The organism is Chitinophaga filiformis (genome assembly GCF_023100805.1).
In the GTDB taxonomy this organism is placed as follows: Bacteria; Bacteroidota; Bacteroidia; order Chitinophagales; family Chitinophagaceae; genus Chitinophaga; species Chitinophaga filiformis_B.
Genome location: NZ_CP095855.1, coordinates 6,701,586 through 6,723,437 on the forward strand (window position 1 = coordinate 6,701,586; position 21,852 = coordinate 6,723,437).

Below are 21,852 nucleotides of genomic sequence, written 5' to 3' on the forward strand. Positions count from 1 at the left end.
ATACTAGGTATTAATTTCAAAATCCCGGTTAAGGAATAGGTTATAGCACGGTAACACGGCAGAACAATCATCATTTCCGCCGATAATAAAACCAATCAGCCTGTTGGTCTGCTTTTCTACAACAGGAGCTCCCGAATCTCCGCCTACCGAGATCTTTTCTGTCAGGATGATCTCAGTAAATTTCTGGCGGTGCGGGCCTATTTCCACATTATTAGAGAGACTGAGTACCTTGCCTTCGTTCATGCCCGATACATATCCTATCATCACTACAGTAGTACCTTTTAGTGCCGACAGTTCTGAAAAGGGAACATGCTCCCTGATAGTAATAGATTCCTCTTCGTTCAACAGTGCTCTGGATAATCGCACTGCGGCATAGTCGTATTTCGAGGAATATTCCCCCTCGGCAACAATATGCGCATCCGTCCTCCCCCTCCCTATAGGGAAGAACGCCTGCCTGAAATCGCCTTTATATGGGCTAAGTGGAAAGAGATCACTCAACAGCACATGATAACAGGTCAGCAGGAAATGATCAAATGTATTTCCGTTCTTTCGCCGTACACTTAATGATCTTGTTCCAAACGTAGACATGTCTTTTTTGGGGCTTATTCCACCTCCTATATGTAGCGGTATATCACTTTCCATATCCCTCTTTGAAATCAAAACATTATGCGAGAAGGTCCCCACCTCCAACACATCCGTCAATATCCTGATCCCCCTGTAATGGATCTTCGGCAGCACTGTCACACTTAAATCAGCTGCATCTACCTTCTCTTTCACGTATACCAGCAATGACAACTCCTGTCCTTCATCAAAATTCTTATTGCCGATACCGCAACCCACATAGCCCTTCACATCTTTCTTCAGGATGCTCTCTGCTTCCTTCAGCACCATCAGCAGTATGGCCATTTGCTGATCAGCAGGGAAGTCGGCCAGCTTACAATCATCCAACTGAAAATTGATATTGTAAAACCCTCCGCTCCAATAGTAAAACCCATCGGCAGATCTGTACCACAGGTAATTACCATCCACCACATCTCCATACACCACAGCATTCACTTCCACCGTATCACCGGGCGACACGTAACCTGCCAGCTGACCGGTAGTGCCGGGCTTACCTGCCCGTTTGTTTACATGTTGGGAAACCAGGAGTTGCATTATTAACCTTTTCTGTCTGTGATCTTCAATTGTTCTGTAGGTGTACCGGAAGGAGTCGATGCCGGCTGGCCGGAAGAAGGGAGTCCTGTCGCGGGATTGTTGGCATCTGCACCTGCTACAGGTTTCGGGCCGGCAGCTCTCAGGCGGATCACCTTGTTCAGCAGATCAAACCAGAAGGGGGCGCCCAGGCTGACAGCCAACGCTGTCAACACCCAGCCGAAAATGGTGAATAGTCCTCCCTTCTGCAAAGGATGGAATTGCAGGAACTTACGGGGCTGACAGTCCTCGCGGTTGGCTTTTGATTCCAGCAGTGCCTGTGCGATGATCTCCTGCTGTTGTTTGGTAAATCCCCGGTTGTCAAGACTATCGATAATAGCACGTACACCTTTGGAGGTGTCTTTGTAATTCCATCCCAGCCCTAAGATGTAGTTGGCTTTGTCAATATCGCTCAGGGTCATCTGCATGGCATCCTTTAACTGCGGATCTACCAATGCGACCGTTTGTTTTACTATTACGGTATCAGGAGCCGGCGCGGCTTCGGCCGCCTTTTCTTTTTTTACATCTGCAGCATCAACAAGACCTGCACTATCTTTCGCCTGAGCTACCGAATCTGTCGGGGCGCCTGTAGCTGCCGGCGCGCCGGGGTCTTTTTTACTGCCGGCTCTTTTTTCCGCAGCGGCTGTCTTTGCTGCATCTACTTTTTGTATGAGCGTGTCATAACGGCTCTGGGAATTAATAGCCAGCTGCACCAGGTTTTCCCGGGCCGTTCTGTCTTTCGACAGAATACTCGTGATAGTGATCGTATCTGCGTTAAAGATCACTGCAATCACAATTCCGATGAGAAAGAGGATGAATTGGGTCTGCCGCTTGTACCAGCCGGCTACCCTGTCCATTGTATCGTTGTACCATTTTTCCAGGAGCGCCCGGAAACGGTCTGCGTCTCCCTGCGCGTCCCTGTACAGTTGCTGCAGATAACGCAACGTTTCATCATCGAAACGATAGCTCCTCCCGTTGGCATCAATGGCGCCACTATCGAACAGCGCCTCTTTGATCTTACTCATTTGAGGAACAAGCCCGTCGTAGTCTTCACCACGCAGTAATAACATCAGTGTATTGGCGAAGGAAGAAGGTGCAATGTAGGCTGGCTTACTATTCCAGCTGCTTTCTGACAGGTATTTAATAGCGGGATGTTTATAGAATGCTTTTGTAGCCCCATTTTCATTCAGCGGACATTTAAAATGCTTCCAGTTCTCTGACACTGCCGCCCACCAGCGACGGATGCCTGATGCCATATAAGAAAAGATCGTATTATTTTCAGGCGCTTCCGCTATCCCGTTGGTCCTGTCTTCCAGCATATTCCTCAGCGCCTTCATCAACATCCTCGGCCGGAGACTTAGCCACTGAGCAATGATCTCTTGTACTATAGTGGCAAGCAGGCTATATAAAAGGAAGATGAAGATCAATCCGATACAAACGTCCAGGGCAACATTGTTAAGCATCTTGGGGGTATGAGTATGAATAATTACATGACCGTAAATTAAAAGTTTCTATTCCCCCAAAAAATACCAACTACTTTGTATTTTTCCTTTTGGCCTAAAACGAAAAAAGAGGCTCATGCCAAATATAAATGAGCCTCCTGAGAATAGCTTAAAAGCCTGCCGGTCTCCGTCAGGTATCCGAACAAAAAGAGCCCGTATCTTACTTTTGATACGGGCTCTCTTCCTTTTAATAGTATGTTCTTTACCTGATCTCTTTCAACATCTCTGTCACCGCTGCTTCCAGCTGGTCGTCCCTGCCGGTCAACGCATTTTCATAACGCAGCGGCACGCGGATATCCGGCTCCAGCTGCGTGTTTTCCAGCGGGTGATCGCCGGTTCTGCCAATTACGCCCACCATTGGGATACCGAATACCAGCGAAGGATCTATCTGACGTTCCCACCATACCGCAGTACCTGTTCCCGGTACCGGCATGCCTACCAGCTTACCGAGGTTGTCCTGTTTGTAGATGAAAGGAAAGATGTGCGCATCGCTATAGTTCCCCTCTCCCATCAGCACGCAGCTGGGTCTTGTCCAACGGGTCTGTGGTTCCCATGCCTTGGTTCTGTGCCCCTGCGGTGCAAAGTTTATATATGCTTTTCCACCCAGGAAATTGTACAGGTCATCGTGCAGCCATCCACCGCCATTGAAACGGGTGTCTACGATCAGTGCCTGTTTCTCCCTGTTCTTACCCATTACTTCATCGTACACTGAACGGAAACTGGCGTCGTTCATACTCTGTACATGCACATATCCTACTTTGCCACCGCTCAGTTTATCCACCATATTACGCATGCTGTTTACCCAGCGTTTGTACATGAGGTTACCTTCATCATTACCGGAGATAGGTTTTACAGATTCATCCCAGCGTTTCTGTGTGGCCGGATCATAGATGCTTACCAGGATATTGTTGCCTGCTTTACGGTTCAGCAGTTTAGCCCAATCCTGTTGTGCTGTAATTTCCTCTCCGTCTATACGCTCGATGATATTACCTTTTTTCAGTTTGCTGGAAGCCTTGTCGAAAGGTCCGCCTGCTATCACTTCATCCACTTTCAGTCCATTACCAGTGTATGTTTCATCATATAGTACACCCAGTGCAGCGGTGTTATCGCCATCGGGGCGGGATGCGTAGTAACGGCCGCCGGTATGCGATGCGTTCAGTTCTCCCAGCAGTTCGCTGAGCAGTTCCTGGAAGTCGTAGTTGTTACTGATATGCGGCAGGAAACGCTCGTAGTTCTTTGCATATGCTTCCCAATCTATCTTTTTCAGTGTAGCGGGGTCGTAGAACTTATCTTCCACCTGTTTCCAGGCATGTTCATAGATGTAACGGCGCTCTGCTTCCTGGTCAAGCAGGAACTCTGTGCTGATGCTGACAGGCGTGATCTTGCCTGAAGCAGCATCTACTTTCACAACGCTGCCACGGTTGCTCACGAAGATGCTGTTACCATCTTTGCTCAGCTCAATACTACCGGGGCTGCCACCTAATTTGGCCAGTATCTTCGTCTCTCCTGTTCTTGGTTCTGTCACCCACAGATCATAACCTTTTTCAAAAGAGGCCATGTAGTATACCTTGCTGGCGTCATTGTTCAGCACATAATCGCTGATAGAAGCACTGTTGATGGTCATCCGGATGATCCTGCTGTCGAGGTTATCGAAGTCAGGGTTAAAAGGTTTCTTCGGAGCAGCAGTATCCTTCTTCGCTGTTGCGGAATCTTTACCGGATTTCTTTGCGTTGTCTTCTTTTTCTTTCAGCAGGTTGAATTCGTCCTTTGAGAGTTTATACCGGTCATATGCTTCCTGGTCAAAGAACACCCCGAAGATGTCCACTTCCGTGGCGCCTTGTCTGGCCAGGCCGCGGCGACCATTACGATCGCTCAGCCAGGTCATTACTTTACCGTCTGCCGCCCATTTATTGCTGTTTTCTCCAAAGCCGCTCATTACAGGATAAATGGTCTGTCCTTTACCGTCTGCAGCGATGATAGCCGCATTGCTGACATTGAAATAACCCTGATGATCGTCGGTCACGATCCACTTTCCATCGGGGCTCCAGAAGAATTGCCAGTCGCCGTCAGAGTAGGAATAGTTATGCCCGGCCGGCAGCAGGGTGCGGCTTTTTTTCGAAGCGATATTATATACACGCAATACGTTCCTGTCTTCCATATAGGCAATTTCTTTGCCATCGGGAGAGAACAGGGGCTGAAATTCCTCCGCTTCCGTAGCAATGAGTGGTTCTTCCTTCAGGATCGTAGATGCGAAGAAATAGGGCTCTTCTGAGCGGACAATGGAAGCCTGGTAGATGTCCCAGTTGCCTTTCCTTTCTGCCGCATAAACGATATGTTTACCGTCAGGCGCCCAGGATACGGACCGTTCCTGCTGGGGTGTATTGGTGATGCGTTTGGTCATATTGCCTTCCACGCTGGTCACAAAGATCTCCCCACGGGCTACAAAGGCCATTTCCTTTCCGTTGGGGCTCATGGAAAACTCTGTTACATTGCCGTTTATCGACAATGGTTTCGTTACTGAAGAACGGCCATCATTAAAGATCTGCACGGGCACTTTCTTTGGCTGCTGACCTTCTTTCAATGTATAGATCTCCCCGTTCCAGGTAAAGCAAAGCAGGTTGTCGTCCGATTTAGACAGGTGACGCACCGGATGCTTTTCAAAGCGGGTAAGCTGTTGTAATTTATTCTTGTCTGTTAAAGATCCTTTGAAGAGGTTCTGGGAGATGCCTCCTTTCTCACTCAGGTAAAACACCTGGTCATTATCTGCAAACAGGGGCTCACGATCTTCACCTTCATAGCCCGATACCTGTTTGTAGATTTTAGCGGCCATGTCATATACCCAGATGTCGCGGGTCACTGCCGACACATGGTGTTTACGCCAGGGGTCTTCGTATCCTTTTACGTCCTGGAAGACAAGCTGCGTGCCTTTCGCGTTGTAGTGGGCAGACTCGGCGCCGGCTGCGCTGACCAGGATGGAGCGGCCACCGGTAACGGGTACATTATACAGGTTGTCGAACAGGCCGGAGCTAAAACGTACGCTGCTGGCCGGCGCATTGCGGGCGCTGCCGAAAAGCACCTGTTTATTGTCGGGTGTAAAATCGTACGGAACATCTGCAGCGCTGTTGTAGGTCAGGCGTACAGGTGTACCACCTGCGGCCGGCATTACAAATACGTCGAAGTTACCGTAACGGTCACTGGCGAAGGCAATGGATTTACCGTCATGGCTCCAGACGGGCATCATGTCCTGGGCTTCATGAATGGTGATGGGAACGGCCACACCACCATTCGCATCTACCCGGTAGATGTCTCCCTTGTAACCGAAAGCGATGGTCTTTCCATCAGGAGAAATAGCAGGGTATCGTAACCATAAGGCGTTTTCCTGTGCATAGCCTGTTGTAGCAGCATAGCACATTGTAAGAACGAGTAGTAGTTTTCTCATAAATAAAGGCGGCTGTTAATTCACTATCCAAGATAGTAAATGCAATAACGTCTTTATTCCTGAAATGATAAGTGGCGTTCTTTCCTGATGGCGTTCCTGCTTTGTCAGCTATTCCGTAGTTTACTGTGTTTGCGGCCATACCCGAAGTAGATGGCGAAGCCGATGAGCAGCCATACGATCAGCCTTATCCAGGTGTCGAGCGGTAAGGAGAACATCATCAGCAGGCAGGTGAGGATACCGAGTATCGGTACTACCGGCACAAAAGGTGTTTTGAAAGCCCTTGGGATGTCCGGCTGTTTAACACGCAGGATGATAACACCCAGGCAGACCATTACGAAGGCCAGCAGGGTACCGATGCTGGTCATCTCTCCCACTACATGAATGGGTACCAGTCCGGCGAAAAGGCTGATGAAGATACAGAGTACAATATTTGACTTGTAAGGAGTAGCAAAGCGGGGATGCAGTACGGCGAATACCGGCGGCAGCAATCCGTCTTTACTCATGGAATAGAACACCCTCGACTGGCCCAGCAGGTCTACCAGGATCACGGAGGTATATCCTATCAGGATCGCCGCAATGACGGCCAGGAACAACCACTCATACGGCGTATGCGCGATGGCGACAGCTACAGGAGCCGCATTGTCTTTGAACTCGGTATAATGCGCCAGTCCCGTCATGACGTAACCAAACAGCACGAAAAGGATGGTACATACGATGAGTGAGCCCAGTATGCCCACGGGCATGTTCTTTTTGGGGTTCTTTGTTTCCTGCGCCATAGTAGCTACAATATCAAAACCAATGAACACAAAGAAGACCACCCCTGCCCCACGCAGGATGCCGCTTACGCCGAAATGCCCGAATTCGCCTGTATTCTGCGGAATGAAAGGCTTATAATTCTCCGGGTTGATATAATGCCAGCCCAGGGCAATGAACACCAGTACCACGCTGATCTTCAGCGCAACCACGATGGCATTGAACAATGCGGAGCCTTTTGTACCGAAAATGATGATGGAAGTGATAAACACGATGATCAATACCGCCGGCAGGTTGATATAACCATGTATCTGTGAACCGTCTGCCAGTTTGATGAGCTCGAACGGCGAGGTAACCAGTTGCGCCGGCAGGTGAATATTGAACTTATCAAGGAAGGTAACGAGGTATTTAGACCAGCTGATACCCACGGTGGCAGCGCCTACTGAGTATTCCAGCACCAGGTCCCAGCCTATGATCCAGGCAAAGAGCTCGCCCAGCGTAGCATAAGCATACGTATAGGCACTACCGGCAACGGGCACCATAGAGGCCATTTCTGCGTAGCAGAGGGCACTGAAGGCGCAGCCGACAGCTGCAAGAATGAAAGACAGTATAACGGCAGGACCGGTATTGTTGGCGGCGGCTATGCCTGTGAGGGAAAAAAGACCAGCGCCTATGATCACGCCAATGCCTATAGCAATGAGATTGATACCCCCGAGATTACGTCTTAATGTGTTGGCCCCGCTCTGAGCAGCCTCCTGCTGAAGACTTTCAATTGATTTTTTTATCACAGGTAAAGTTGGTTTGGCTGCAAAGGTAAGTCTCTTCCTATTACCCTACAAAATTAATAGGTTTTATATTTCCTCCGACCGGTCTTCAACTATTTTGGTTCTGTTAACATCTCATTAACGAGTTCAATCGTCCTCTTTTATAACTTAGACAATATATTTCATAGGTATAGGGATATCAGACAGCTGCTCTTTATAGGGCGGCTTATTTTTTAGATATACCTTTAGCGTGATTTTATCGCGTATTTATAGTGAAAAAACGACTATGCCAGATCAGGACATAAGCGCCTGAACGCCCGCAGGGCTTGAGCTCAGCACAATTACCAGTAACAATGATGACATGTATGGCGCCTATACGGAGCAAGGGAGCCCCTGAGCATTGCACATTCCTTTTCCGGGAAGCGGAAGAATGGGATGCGGAGAGCTGATTTGCAAAGTGCCCGTTAAAGGTGCAGATTTGCGCTGCGTGTTATGCGGGTAAGTACATGGGAATTTTACGGAAGTTTTGAAAAGACCGGATAAGGACTATCGGGCTTCCCGGGGAAATTTCGGTGCGGAGCCTAACAACCACGTTATTACCCGGTAGTAAAACAATATCTGGCGGCTCAGCGTCTGGGTAGGCACCGGAAGCATAACAGGCGGGCCGACCGTAATTGAACATCTTTTGTGTCAAAAACGAACACTTTACCGATGCGCGCCACTCATAAATATCACCATATCAATCTGATACAATGCTGGCATTGCATTGGTAGCCTGCATTGCAAACCGCATATATGCTCCTGCACTATTTAAAGATCACTTCCAGAAGTTTTGTAAAGAACAAACTTGCCGCTTTGATCAACATCTGCGGACTGGCCATAGGATTGACGGCCGGGGTGCTGATCATACTCCTCATCAAAAGTGAATTCGAACAGGACCGGTTCCATAAGAACATCGATCAGATATACATGCTGCTGACAAACTCCCGGCAGGAAGGCAATATCAGGACGGGAAGCTCAACACCTGCACAATTGACGGTTGCCATGCGTAACAGCATACCGGAAGTGAATTACGCGGCTCATTGCAGTTCCAATTCCCAACATTTACTGACCTATGGCGGAAAGAGCATTTATGAGGATGGCATATATGCGGAACCAGATCTGCTGAACATCATGCACTTTCCCGCTGTGCAGGGCAACCCCATTACCACTTTGGGAGACGCCGGGTCTATTGTACTGAGTGTATCGACCGCAAAAAAACTCTTCGGCAACGAAGATCCGATGGGTAAGATCATCCGGCACAATAACCAGCACGACCTGAAGGTTGGCGCCATTATGCAGGACCTGCCGGCAAACAGCTCCGTGAACTTCCATGTGGCACTACCTTTCCGGATCTGGGAACAGGAGAATGCCGGCACATTCAGGAACTGGGAGGCCTATGTGCTGGCCACGTATGTAGAACTGAAACCCGGTGCAGATCTCACCGCCGTCAATAAGAAGATAAATGCATTATTCCCTACCCCTCCCACCGATATCAATCTCGGAGTATTTGTCTATCCTTTTAAAGACAGGTACCTCTATAGCAGTTTCAAAAATGGCAAGCCAAACGGCGGAAGGATAGAGATCGTATTGTTGTTTGCAGTCATCGGCATATGCATATTGCTGGTTGCCTGTATCAATTTTATGAACCTGTCCACCGCCCGTTCTGCTATGCGCTCACGCGAGGTAGGCGTCAGGAAAACGCTTGGGGCCACCAAAAAACAGGTCATTGTGCAGTTCCTGGGCGAGGCTTTAATGATGACCACCCTCGCGTTGCTCATAGCCGTTGTACTGGCCGTATTATTATTGCCCAGCGTCAATTATTTTACGGGAAAGAGCATTACCATCAGTGTATCTGACTGGCGACTTTGGCTGTCGATAACGGGTATGACCCTGCTCACCGGGCTGATCGCCGGCAGCTATCCTGCCTTCTTCATGAGCGCCTTTCAACCGGTGCGTGTATTGAAGGGAGTGATCGTGAACAAAAAAAGCAGCGGATTGCTACGCAAGGGGCTTGTTACTTTTCAGTTCATTATTTCCATTTTCCTGATCATCACCACCATTGTTATATACAGGCAGCAATCATACATACAGCAGCGCCCTATCGGCTATGAGCAAAGCAATCTTATAGACATTCCTGCCAGGGGTGAGATGACCACAAAGCTGGGGGTCATGAAAAACGACCTCTTACAATTGCCCGGCATCGTGGCAGTATCCGGCGGCGCTGACGACCTGGTCAGGTTTGGCGGTGCTACGGATGGCATTAACTGGCCCGGAAAAACGGCCGATCAGAATTTCTTTATCAATGTTTCTGATGTAGCGTATGACTGGGTGAAAACCGCCGGATTGCAGCTGATTGAAGGAAGGGATTTTAACCCGGCTTTTGGCGCTGATTCCACCGGTTGTATACTCAATGCAGCTGCTGTACGGAAAATGGGCCTTAAAGAGCCCATAGTGGGCACCAAACTGGGTAACAACACCATCGTGGGCGTAGTGGCAGATTTTTCCTTCAATGATGCCTTTAACGCCCCCCCGCCTTTGATCGTCTATCTGAATCACGGGCCTTTGAACCATTTGTTTGTCCGTCTCCGGAATGATGCTGACTGGCAGAAAAGGCTGGCACAGATAGAGCAGATCGTTAAAAAGCATAACCCGGATTATCCCTTTGAGTTCCACTTTACGAAAGATCTCTACCAGCGGCAATTCAAGGGTATCCGCTCCACCGGTCAGATGGTAAGCCTTACCGGTATGCTTGCCATCTTCATATCCTGTATGGGACTGTTCGGGCTCTCTGCTTTCCTGGCAGAACGGCGGAACAAGGAAATAGGCATCCGCAAGGTATTCGGCGCCAATGTTGCAAAGATCTGGCTGATGCTGTCGCAGGATTTCCTGAAGCCGGTACTGATCGCCTTTTTAATTGCAGCCCCGCTGGCGGGCTGGGCGATGTACCTGCTGCTTTCCTCCTTTGACTATCATATTAGTCTTTCCTGGTGGATGTTTGTACTGGCGGGAACGCTGGTGTTGCTGGTTGCGCTTTTCACCATCAGTTATCAGGGTATAAAAGCAGCATTGACCAATCCGATAGACAGCCTGCGGACGGAATAAATTTCTCTATCTTAGATACATGATACAGGAAGAAGCCCCTCTTACCAATGAAGACATCCGGCTCCTCAAAACCGCAGGAAGGATCACAGGCATACGGTGGTTGCTGTTATTACTGTTCACCGCCATTACACTGGTCCTGACTTCCCTCCTGCTGATGGCTGCCTGCGGAAGGCATGCCACGCTTTATATTCCTGTATCAGCCGCCTGGGGGGTGTTTTTCGCCATCTGCCTGTTTATGTGGCGGAGTGCCCTGAAGCAGCGCCGCCTCATCAGGTCGGGCCTGCATACGGGCAGAAAGCGCCTGCTCCGGATACGGATAAAGCTTCTTCACGCCTCACCCAGGGGCGAACTCCGGTATATCAGCACGACCAATGAGATCGTTGATGTAAAAGCCACCCTGCCTGATAAGAGCTTCTTTTACGAACAAAGGGCCAGCTACCATCCGGCTATTGTCCGGAACATCAGTGGCCTGACCGGCCAGGAGGTAGTGCTGCACGTCAGCAAAGCAGGCAATATCCTGCTGAAAGCAGAATACCCGCGTACTTCCTTCAGGGAATCGACTGCCCGCATCTCCAGTGATGACCTGCAGCTGATGAAAGAGAAACAATCCACACTGGTGAAACTATTCCTGACCGGCTGTACCGGCCTTGCCCTCATCTTGCTGCTGGGTGGCATTGCCAGGGGATATTATTCCAACCTGTACATTGTTATTGCCGTTATATATGTCGTCTTCTTTTTACTGGCCAGCCCTGCCTATTACGTTTACAGCAGTTATACCCGGTCAGAGGGTAAGATCGTTGTTCGCGGTAAGGTTACGGAGATCATCTCTACCATGCGGCCTGACCGGGGTACGGGCGATATCTATTACCGGGTGGGCGACAGGCTATACCTTGTCCGGCCTATCGAGAACCTGGACACCAAAGTACAGGCAGGCAACGAGGTAGAATTACATTTCATACGCAAAAGGAACGGACGCCCCGGCAGAATGCTGTACGATATAAAATGCTAAGCACTAACAAAAAGTTAGTACCTTAGCAGGACTTAAATGTGAGTCAATGGCTGAAACAGTTTCTAAAGTCAGGCTGGGTTCGAAGGAGTGCTCTGAGGCCCTGACAGCAGTGGGCGACGCCCTGTATGTGATAGGTGGAAAATGGAAACTACGGATCATCATTGCCCTCTCCGAGGGTTTCTGCAGGTTCAATGAGCTGCAGCGGCGGGTGACAGGCATTTCTGCCAGGGTATTGTCCAACGAACTGAAAGATCTTGAACTGAACGGTTTTGTGGTCCGCACAGTGCAGGCAACATCTCCGGTGATAGTAGAATACAAGCTGACAGACTACAGCGATACGCTTTCAGATGTGCTGGGCGCACTCCGTGCCTGGGGATCTATGCACCGTGCCACTATCAAAAGCAGGATGAAGGAAGCTACACAGGCAACATCTTAAACACTACACGCATCATCATGTTGTTAACCGACGGAAAATATTATGGCAATACCGTTCGCCGGATTGAGCTGGAACATTTCAATCTGACGCTGACGGAATATGCCTCAGCTGCTACCCTTCCCAGGCATCATCATGAAAATCCCTATCTCAGCCTGTTGCTGGAAGGTAACTATATGGAAAAAGGCAGTAAGGGAGATACGATAATAACCGGCGGGCACTCCATCTTCAGGCCTGAGGATCATGAACATGCCAATATCTTCGATGAACATCCGGGCAGATGTTTTAACCTGGAACTGAAAAATAACCTGGGCGGTATGTTGGACCGGGAGATGAAGGCGCAGCGGACAATGATCTTCAAACAATCTTTCCTCGACCTCTTCCTGTTGCATTACCGTTTCCTGAAAGGACATGCTGCCGATACCCTCGATATGCTGTCTTTAGAGATCGTTACCAACCTGTTTACCCACGACCAGCTTTCGAAATACGGACAGGCGGGATGGATCACCACCATTACAGACCGTATCAACGATATGCCCGACGATCAGCACCTGGTGGACGTACTTGCGGCGGAAGTGAATATTCATCCCATCTACCTGCTACGGAAGTTCAAGGAAAAAACAGGCCTGCGCCTGTCGGAATACATTACGCGGGTAAGGCTGGAAAAAGCAGCCAACAGCATTGTGGCAGGCCGGGAGAACCTGACCGGCATTGGCTACAGCAGCGGGTTTTACGATCAAAGTCATTTCAGCCGCAGCTTCAAAAGTTACTTCGGCGTTTCCCCCCGCGATTTCAGCAAAATTGTGAAAGGTTAGTTCTGTACAAGTTTGTTCCTTGTGGGAGTACTTACTTTGTTGCCAGGTAAGATCCCGTAAAACATGAAACGCATCATCACACTATTTTTAATCCTTTGCCTGGTACCCTTCCTTTCTCCGGCACAGCAAACAAACCTGTTGTGGGAAAAGGCAGCCCGGACACTCGTCAAGGCTGACCTGAACGGCTCGTCCGCCATTCTCCGGGATATACTGCGCGACCCGCACACCGGCGCCAATGACAGCGCCAAAGTATACCGCACACTGGCGCTGCGCGACTGGCAGTTCCAGCATGACTATGACCTTGCCAACAAACGCCTTGACAGCGCCCTCGCTGTTGCTGCAAGCGGGAATGCGGCTCTTGTGGCCCGCAGTAACATTGCTGCGGAAGCAGAACGCTATACTACCTCCCTCGGGGCTGCAGAAAAGGCCTTGGGCCTTGCCGCCACACCCACTGAACACAGAGATGCGGCCATCGCCTACGCCAACACCGTTTATCTTTCTTCGAAAAACAATCAACATCCTGACACGCTGCTGTTGAATAAAGCGGGCCAGCTGCTCATGGAAGCCCTGCAACAGATGCCAGGACTTCCGCAGGCAGCCAAACTGCTGGTGGGAACTGGTATCCTTAAAAAAGACGGCCGTCTGGTGCTGATTGGCTGGAATGCCTATTTTCATTTCCTATCAGCAGATAGCGCTTATCCGTACCTGCGGGAGAATGCCAGGACATTGTCCACGATACTGCCACACTGGAAAGGTAATACGCTTCCTGCTGCAGAAAAAGAACAGGTTGCCCGGGCGCTGGCGGGATCGGGCTTTTATGAACACGCAGCCTTACTGGCAGGGCCCTCCCAGCAAGACATTATTGTGTACGCCCGGTACCTGCAGGAACTGGGCAGCTTAGCAGGCAACTACTACCGTCAGTTAGCGCAGCATACATCCAACGACAGCCTCTTCGAGCAGCAGGTAATGCAGCTGTGCGGAGGCGTACTGAAAGACCTGCACTTATCCGCAGGAAAAGATTCCCTCACGTATGAAAAGTTCCTGGAGATCATGCAGCCGCGATTCGGAACAATGGGCTTCTTCGGCGCCACATCCAGTTCCAGTGCCAGGGAAGTGTGCCTGGGACATATCGTCAACATCACCCGTAAAGAGGTATTGCAATACGGTTATAAGGCATCGCTTACATTCATTGAATTAGACCTGATGACATCCAATGGGTTCATCAGCTGGCTTTCGGGCAGAAGATCGGGGAACGGTGGCTGGTCGGTGAACGATACTATTTACAGGGTAAGGGAAGTGTATATGAAACAACCTGTTGAGGCATGGACACTGGTTAGCGACAGCACCGTACGCAGGGAGCAACTGGCCATCTTTGAAAAAGCTATTGCCGGTACATCCACAGATACCGCTACCCTGCTGAACGGCATCGATATACGCCTTCGGATCAACGCCATGGATAGCCTCTATGCAACATTGTACAAGCAGGGATTACGTGGCAGCGACCTGCAGTTGCAGTTCATGAATACGCTTGAAAGAAAGGAGGAAGTGGCGTCTATTTTTGCCCATGAAGGCAGGCATAGTATTGACCAGATCTATTTCGCAAAAGACTTTGAAAAAGCGCCTAACAGTGAACGGGAATACCGCGCCAAGCTGTCCGAGATCACCTGTGCTGATTTTCCCCTGTTCATATTCGGTAAACTGATCTCCAGCCCCAGCACTTCAGGCCACGGCATGGCTAACAGGAAGATCCTGGAAGAGGCCCTGGCATGGATGGGTAAACATCAGGGGGACATCAGCGGCTATGATACCAGGATCCCTGCTATAAAACAATTGCATCTCCTTTCCGCCAGCCAGATACAAACATGTTTCCGTGAAGCAGACCCGTTGAGCAAACAGTAGTTCGTGCTACGCTGCTCTCAGGCTTTTTACCGGATCAGCTACAGCTGCTTTTACTGCATGGAAGCTTACCGTTGTCAATGCAATAAAGGCTACAAGTAAAGCGGCTGTGGCAAACATGCACCAGGTGGGGCTAATACGGTATGGATAATTTTCCAGCCACCTGTTACCGGTACGATATGCTATTGGCATGGCCTGCATCAACGATATAATGCATAACTGAAGAAGGGAGCTCCAAACCTACAGAGCCCCCTTCATACTATGGGAAAAAAGCAATCTTAATAGTCGCCGTTACCATTATTGTTCCCTGTCATTCCATGACCATTCGTACTATTCTTACCGGGCACCAGTTTCCAGATCTGTCCTGTGTTGCCTGAAGGGCCCAACATACCTGAAACAGCTACATACAGTTCACCACTCCAATCCTGTCCGAAACCTTTGAGATAGTGCTTCAGATTGTCCGGATAATTCTTCAAGGTGAGCTCCTCAAAGTTCCATAAACCACCGTTGAGACCACGGGGAGTGGACATAAACAATTCTGCATCCGCCTTCCCTTCTGTACGGGCAAAAGTGCCGAAGATATATTTACCTGTCAGCCAGGGCAGATCTTTACCACGGTACACATTACCGCCTATGATAGTTACTGCGATCCCGCCTTTGGGGTTTTCCGCATTATTCAATTCAATAACAGGGTCAATGAGCTTGTTGCCGAAATTGTCCTGCACGGGGCATCCTCCGGGCAATTCCTTTTCATCGTCGGCTGCATTAAAGCAATGTGTGCCTTCCTTTACATTCCATCCGTAGTTGCCGCCTTTTGTTACCACATCGATCTCTTCGTACAAAGCCTGTCCGGCATCGCCTGCATATAGCCAGTGTGCACCGCCCATATCGAAAGAGAAGCGATAGGGATTGCGGAAACCGTAAGCCCATATTTCATCCTTGCCTGGCTTGCCCACAAAGGGATTATCCGCAGGGATAGCATAGGGGCTTCCTCCATTTACATCAATACGCAGGATATTGCCAAAGAGGTTAGCTTCGATGTCCTGTCCGTTGCCACCGGCATTTGTTTTATACCAGTCGTCCACGTGGCCCGGCGCCACATCATCTGCGCCACCGCCATCGCCAATGGCAATGTAGAGATAGCCATCCCAGCCAAAGGCGATAGTTCCGCCATTATGGTTCATTTGCGGATCGTCCAGGTCCAGTATCACTTTTTCGGAACTCATATCGGCCATGTTAGGATTACCCGGGTCTACTTTAAATTCCGCAATACGACTGAGATTGTTCCAGGTACCTCCACCATCAGGGCCACCTGAGCGCGGCGGCAATGTGTAGTAAATGTAGAACCTGCCGTTGTTCCTGTAATCGGGATGGAACGCCAGTCCCAGCAATCCACGTTCATCGTAGCCGGGGTTTAATGGCACTATTTTACCGCTTACATCCAGAAAAGGTGAAGGCATTTTATTGCCATTGGCATCAACGATCCAGATCTTCCCGATCTGGTCAATAATAAACAGCCGTTTACTGTCGTCCGGCGCTGTCACCACGCCCAGCGGAGAAACAAGATTGTCGGCAATAAGTTTTGAGTCCACGACTTTGGAAGGGTGATCATCATCTTTTTTACATCCCGTGGAAACAAGCATGGCAGTTAACAATGCTACTGTTAAAGGGCCGGCAATACGGCGCAGGAGCAGACAGTTGGCTCTTGTGGAATTGATCTTCATAATAATCGATTTTAGATTGGTTAATTAATCATCAATTGATCAAGATCATAATAAGTAATAAGGAGTGCTAGATGGTTTTCTTTACCGGCAGGCAGTACAGCGCTCTATCGTGCTCATGGATATACATAGTTGGCAAAGAAAAAGATATGGCATCATGTATAAGTAATACGTCACTATTTATGAAATGGTTGCCTGCCGGTAAAAATAAATATTATGCCTGTGGCCGCCAGCAAAGGGTTTCAGGGTAATACACACACCGTCATGTACAGATCGGGACATACCGGAAACAACAGTTAAGTGGCTTTACAAGGTCGATGTAACCGGAATAAACGATCTTCTGCATATTAAAAGGCTGTAGGCAGCACCTGGTAGCCAGATGAAAAGAGAAGAACTCAGAAAGACATAAAGAATAGCTTAGGTGATACCTGGGTCCCTCAGGTATCCGGATAAAAAAAGCCCGTCCGCAGCTGGCGAACGGGCTTTTTTGTCGTTATAAAATCATCAGAAAATATATCTCGCTCCGAGCTGCAACTGCCACCTGGAGATCAGGTCTGGGCTGGTAATGAATGTTTGTTTCTGTGAAGGATCGAACTGATAGATTGCTTTACCGGTATTATCCTTGCCGGCAACACCAACAGGCTGGTAATAACCAGTGGTACTTGCATACTTACGCAGTCCCCATTTACTGCTAATGAGGTTACCGAGGTTCACTACGTCGAGGCTTAGCTGGATAGTGCTGGTCTTTTCTTTACCGCGGAAGTTAAAGTCCTGCAGTACGCGCATATCTATCTGGCTGAACCAGGGCGTGGTACCGGCGTATTTCTGTGTGTACTGGCCACGGTGTTTGCTCAGGTATTTATCCTGGTTGATGAACGCTTCCAGTGCGGCGCCCTGTGCGGCAGCATTCTGGGTATTACCTTCTGCATCCAGGAGCGGGGCAAAGTTCATGTTGCGGATCTCTGCCGATGTAGGCACATACATCAGGTCGTTCGCAAAAGAGCCATCGTTATTGAGGTCACCTCCATATACATAGGAGAAACGGTTACCGCTTGTCCAGTTACTGAAGAATGATACGGTAGTGGCGTATTTGCCTTTGCAGTATTCAAACTTTTTAATACCGGCTAAGACTATACGGTGGGTGTTGCCGTACAGGGAGTGGGAATTCACCGCCTTGTTAGCGTTACCGAGCACCGGGTTACGGTCAAATGCATCGCCGGAGATCTCTGCGGAGATGGAGCTGGCGTCTTTTGCTACCAGGTAGTTATAACCCAGCATCAGGAAATATCCTTTACCGAAGGTTTGCTGCGCCTGGAAAGTAGCATTGAAGGAGTACCCTACTTTCACGTTGGTGAATACATAGGTGGAGGTATTTCCTTTGTCGGATGCCTGGTATACAGCACGGTTATCGCCGGTACCTGAATTCAGCACACCTGTAGGCGTACCCAGGCCATAGTCGCGTACCATCATGGCGTTGATATCTTTCGAATAAGCCACATCGCCACTCAGCACCGTACCGATAGGCAGTTTATAATCCAGGCCAATGTTGGAACGCCAGATCTGCGGCCATTTGAAATTGTGGGCTGTTACGTTGTAATAGCCGGTGAAGGGATTTCCGATGGCATTACCCAGCCATACGAAGGGGAAGCGGCCGGTGAACAGACCGGTACCACCACGTAACTGTAAGGTCTTATCGCCCCTGATATCCCAGTTAAAGCCTAAACGGGGAGATACCAGTACTTTACCGCTGGGCATACGGGTATTATCTATTTGCTGACCAGGTCCATTCTTCACGGGGTTACCGTTTTCATCGAACAGCTTCAGGTTGTCGCTGTTGGGAACAGTAGGTGAAGCGGTTGAAATAGTACCCAGGAAAGTTCCGTTATCCGGATCTATGCTGGGGTTGTTGTAACTGGCTTTGGACGGGAAATACAACGCTTTGTCAAAACGAACGCCATAAGTCACCTTAAAATGGTCAGTTACGCTGAACTCGTCCTGCAGGTAGGCAGAGATCTGTCCCACAGTAAGGTAGTACCATGTCCACTGGTCGGCGGCCACGCGGTTCTTTGCATATGTTACGTTCTTATCATACACTCCTGCAGCTACATTCGTCAGGAAAGTATTGATGTCCACGCCGGAGAACACGGTAAAGCCAAAACCTGTCAGGTTAAAGGAGTTTCCGAATTTGAACTGTTCATAGGATGCCCCGATGGTAAGGGTATGTTTGGGGAGGATGATATTGAAGTTGTCTGTCAGCTGCAATGCATCCTGGTTGAGGCGGTTATTAATGGAGAAAGGCTCGTATCCTGCTACTATGTAAGGCACATTGTATTTTGTGATGTTCAGCACGGGGAAAGGCGAAGAGAACGGATCGCGCTTGTCCCTGAAACTGGTGAACACTGCACGGAACTTGTTGGAGTAGGTATCGTTGAAGTTAGACTTCAGCTCCAGTCCGAAGGAGTGCAGTTTGTTGATCATCTTATATCCTGAATTCCGGAACTGCAGGGTGATGGCGTCCGGGCCACGGCGGTTAATGGCGTTGGGGTGCGCAGTTTTTTCCTGCGAAGCGTCCAGGCCATTGTAAGTGAACGACAGGTTATGCTTGCTGTTGATCACCCAGTCTATCTTTGCCAGCCATTTATAGTTCTTGCGTTCAAGGTCAAAGTTCTGGTAAGGGCCGGTTACATAACCAAAGCGTTGGGCCAGTGCAGCGCTGACAGCATTGAGGTCTGACTCGAGCACGCGGGAGGTGGTCACATCGCCGGCGTTGCTGTTATTCCTCGCTACATAGGCGCTTGCGCCATCTTTACGCTGTTCTGTTTCGAAGTTGACGAAGTAGAACAGTTTATTCTTTTTGATAGCGCCTCCCAGTGAGAAACCTCCCTGGAAATGTTTGAGTGTAGGCACTGTCAGTTTCTGCCCGTCTACTTTATCGCCCGAGATAGCGTCATTACGGTAAAAACCATATACCGTTCCGCCGAATTTATTGCTCCCGCTTTTGGTAACGGTATTCACCCCCGCGCCGGTAAATCCTGACTGTGTAACATCATATGGCGCGATATTGATCTGGATCTGGTCTATCGCATCCAGAGAAATAGGCTGTGCGTTTGTTTGTCCGCCGGGAGCCGGTGCATCCAGTCCAAACGGGTTATTGAACACGGCTCCGTCCAGGGAGAAGTTGTTATACTGCCCGTTCCTTCCGGCAAAGGAAATACCGTTGTAGGTAGGCGATGCGGACGGAGTGATACGCAGGTAATCGTCCGCGGAACGGGAGATAGTGGGCAATTGCCGGATCTGCGTGGCACTGATGTTGGTAGAAGCCCCTGTACGCTGGTCATTGAAGATGGTGGAGCGGCCGCTGATCACCACTTCATTGAGCTTCCCGGCTTCTTCCACCAGGCGCAGGTCGAGGGCCGTGTTTTGTCCCAGGGTGAGGTAAATACCGGTAGCTGTTTCCGTGGCGTAACCGGTAAAGGAAACCGTCACGGTATACGGGCCGCCTACACGAAGGTTAGGTACGACGAAGCTACCATCCGATTTGGTGACCAATCCTTTGTTGATACCGGCATCAGCGAAGGCTACCCTGACGGTTGCACCGGGCAGGGGTTGTCCTGCCTGACTTTTGACAATACCGCTCAACGTTGCGGTAGTTACCTGGGCTTGGGCATTAATAAGTAGAAAACAGGCAATGAGTAAGCTTCCTAATAGCTTAGTTAGATTTGGTTGATACATCTTGGTATAAATTGGGTAAGTAATTGCTACAATCTTGAAAGTAAAAAGCGTCCTTATCATCCCCAACAACACTATACAATTTACTCAAAATTTTGCGTATTTCCCGGGGGTATGCTGCAGAAATTTCAATTGCGGGGGTTTAAAAGTAACATATGTAGGTAATTCTAAAGTGTAAGCTATCGTAATTTGAATCGAAAGCGGTATTGCTATAGCGGGAGTTCGGTAGCGATTCGCTTCGGCTTCCTACTTATAGGTACTACAGGCCTACATTACACCTACATTTCCATAGCGTTTGCTATAGAATAGTGGCTATAATGCTATAGCAGAGTGCCTGTAGGATACAGGTTCCACCGGATCCTCAGGCTATTTGTACACTGGTGGTATTGTATGTTGTAGCCCGGTTTCAGTATGGGTTGCGCCTTTCGAAGGTTTTCACGCGAAGTAGCCCGGTTTCAGTATGGGATGCGCCTTGTCGAAGGTTTTCACGCGAAGTAGCCCGGTTTCAGTATGGGGTTGCGCCTTGTCGAAGGTTTTCACGCGAAGTAGCCGGTTTCAGTATGGGATGCGCCTTGTCAAAGGTTTTCACGCGAAGTAGCTCGGTTTCAGTATGGGATGTCGGTCGGCGCCTCTCCGGATGCCGATTGAGCGTTTTCAAGCGAATATGATTTTGAATATAGATTGGACTGCACCGCTCGTGTCACCGGGAGAGCCGAAGGCCCGACATTCCCATCTGAAACCGGTGCTACTTCCGCTCCTCCCACGACTATGATTGGGTCCTGCTTGCCGGGAGGAAATCAGGTGAGGGCAAATATACCGGGGTATAGATTCGCTCAATGGTTTTAAATGGCATTTTGAATCGTTAACTATGCATTTGAAAATTATCACCATCCGGACAGGGTAATGCTCTGTATGGGGCTTAAAATATTATTTCCGGGCGTCCTGGATCCCCTTTCGCGTTAGGGCCTTTCGCTCCGATACTCGTTCTAAATTTATTTGAAGGCATACATGATCGAAACCAGGCTTTGTGTTCATTACAATTACCTGTTCAGGATTACCTGCACAGGTAATCCTGAACAGCACTATTGAAACTGTAAAGTTTTCCGTACTAAGACACATTAAAACGAAGAAGGACCGCTCAAAAGAAGGCAAAAACAACGAATAGCTGCGTAAAGCTTAATTTGCACAGCTGTAAAGCAAATAATGAATTTACAATAACACCTGTAAAGTCAATCCTGAAGTCCGCACAAGAACTGTAGAGTTTTTCTGTACTAAGACAAAGTTTTCCTGTACTGAGACAAGACACGTTTTTGTACCGCTTTGATACCGCTTTAATACCGCTAATCTTACGTTAATCTTACGTTCATGGACGTAAAATTAACGTAAGATTAGCGGTATTAAAGCGGTATCAAAGCGGTATCAGGACGGGATTAAACCGAAGAAATATAACAAAAAAT

12 protein-coding genes are annotated in these 21,852 nt (G+C 49.1%); 5 read left to right on the top strand and 7 right to left on the bottom strand.

Features of this window, described 5'->3' with window-relative positions:
* Nucleotides 1-3 precede the first annotated feature (3 nt).
* From MYF79_RS26025 to MYF79_RS26040, 4 genes are all read right to left on the bottom strand, one after another.
* On the bottom strand, nt 4-1,155 hold the full coding sequence (locus MYF79_RS26025) for a serine protease (protein WP_247810811.1): 1,152 nt from the start codon (nt 1,153-1,155) through the stop codon (nt 4-6).
* Nucleotides 1,156-1,157: 2 nt separating this feature from the next.
* Entirely contained in the window at nt 1,158-2,654 is a 1,497-nt protein-coding gene (locus MYF79_RS26030; RefSeq protein WP_247810812.1) for a hypothetical protein, read from the bottom strand.
* Nucleotides 2,655-2,895: 241 nt separating this feature from the next.
* A complete protein-coding gene (locus MYF79_RS26035) occupies nt 2,896-6,132 on the bottom strand; it encodes a S41 family peptidase (RefSeq protein WP_247810813.1) in 3,237 nt (1,078 codons plus the stop codon).
* Between the two features lie 104 nt (nt 6,133-6,236).
* Nucleotides 6,237-7,673 (bottom strand): amino acid permease, encoded by a 1,437-nt coding sequence (locus MYF79_RS26040; protein ID WP_247810814.1) that lies wholly within the window; start codon nt 7,671-7,673, stop codon nt 6,237-6,239.
* A 770-nt stretch (nt 7,674-8,443) separates the two neighbouring features.
* On the opposite strand from MYF79_RS26040, the gene MYF79_RS26045 reads away from it, so the two are divergent.
* From MYF79_RS26045 to MYF79_RS26065, 5 genes are all read left to right on the top strand, one after another.
* The gene (locus tag MYF79_RS26045) at nt 8,444-10,792 is read left to right on the top strand and encodes an ABC transporter permease (protein ID WP_247810815.1); all 2,349 of its coding nucleotides are present in this window, start codon (nt 8,444-8,446) and stop codon (nt 10,790-10,792) included.
* Nucleotides 10,793-10,811: 19 nt separating this feature from the next.
* The gene (locus MYF79_RS26050) at nt 10,812-11,801 is read left to right on the top strand and encodes a hypothetical protein (protein WP_247810816.1); all 990 of its coding nucleotides are present in this window, start codon (nt 10,812-10,814) and stop codon (nt 11,799-11,801) included.
* Nucleotides 11,802-11,847: 46 nt separating this feature from the next.
* Complete coding sequence (locus MYF79_RS26055) at nt 11,848-12,237, top strand: winged helix-turn-helix transcriptional regulator (protein ID WP_247810817.1); 390 nt, start codon at nt 11,848-11,850, stop codon at nt 12,235-12,237.
* A 17-nt stretch (nt 12,238-12,254) separates the two neighbouring features.
* A complete protein-coding gene (locus tag MYF79_RS26060) occupies nt 12,255-13,049 on the top strand; it encodes a helix-turn-helix transcriptional regulator (protein ID WP_247810818.1) in 795 nt (264 codons plus the stop codon).
* 63 nt (nt 13,050-13,112) lie between these two features.
* On the top strand, nt 13,113-14,948 hold the full coding sequence (locus MYF79_RS26065; RefSeq protein ID WP_247810819.1) for a hypothetical protein: 1,836 nt from the start codon (nt 13,113-13,115) through the stop codon (nt 14,946-14,948).
* 6 nt (nt 14,949-14,954) lie between these two features.
* On the opposite strand, the gene MYF79_RS26070 is transcribed toward MYF79_RS26065, so the two are convergent.
* From MYF79_RS26070 to MYF79_RS26080, 3 genes are all read right to left on the bottom strand, one after another.
* Nucleotides 14,955-15,137, bottom strand: a complete 183-nt coding sequence (locus MYF79_RS26070) for a hypothetical protein (protein ID WP_247810820.1) — start codon at nt 15,135-15,137, stop codon at nt 14,955-14,957.
* A gap of 86 nt (nt 15,138-15,223) precedes the next feature.
* Complete coding sequence (locus tag MYF79_RS26075) at nt 15,224-16,669, bottom strand: PQQ-dependent sugar dehydrogenase (protein ID WP_247810821.1); 1,446 nt, start codon at nt 16,667-16,669, stop codon at nt 15,224-15,226.
* A 501-nt stretch (nt 16,670-17,170) separates the two neighbouring features.
* Nucleotides 17,171-20,305 (bottom strand): TonB-dependent receptor, encoded by a 3,135-nt coding sequence (locus tag MYF79_RS26080; RefSeq protein ID WP_247810822.1) that lies wholly within the window; start codon nt 20,303-20,305, stop codon nt 17,171-17,173.
* Nucleotides 20,306-21,852: the final 1,547 nt, after the last annotated feature.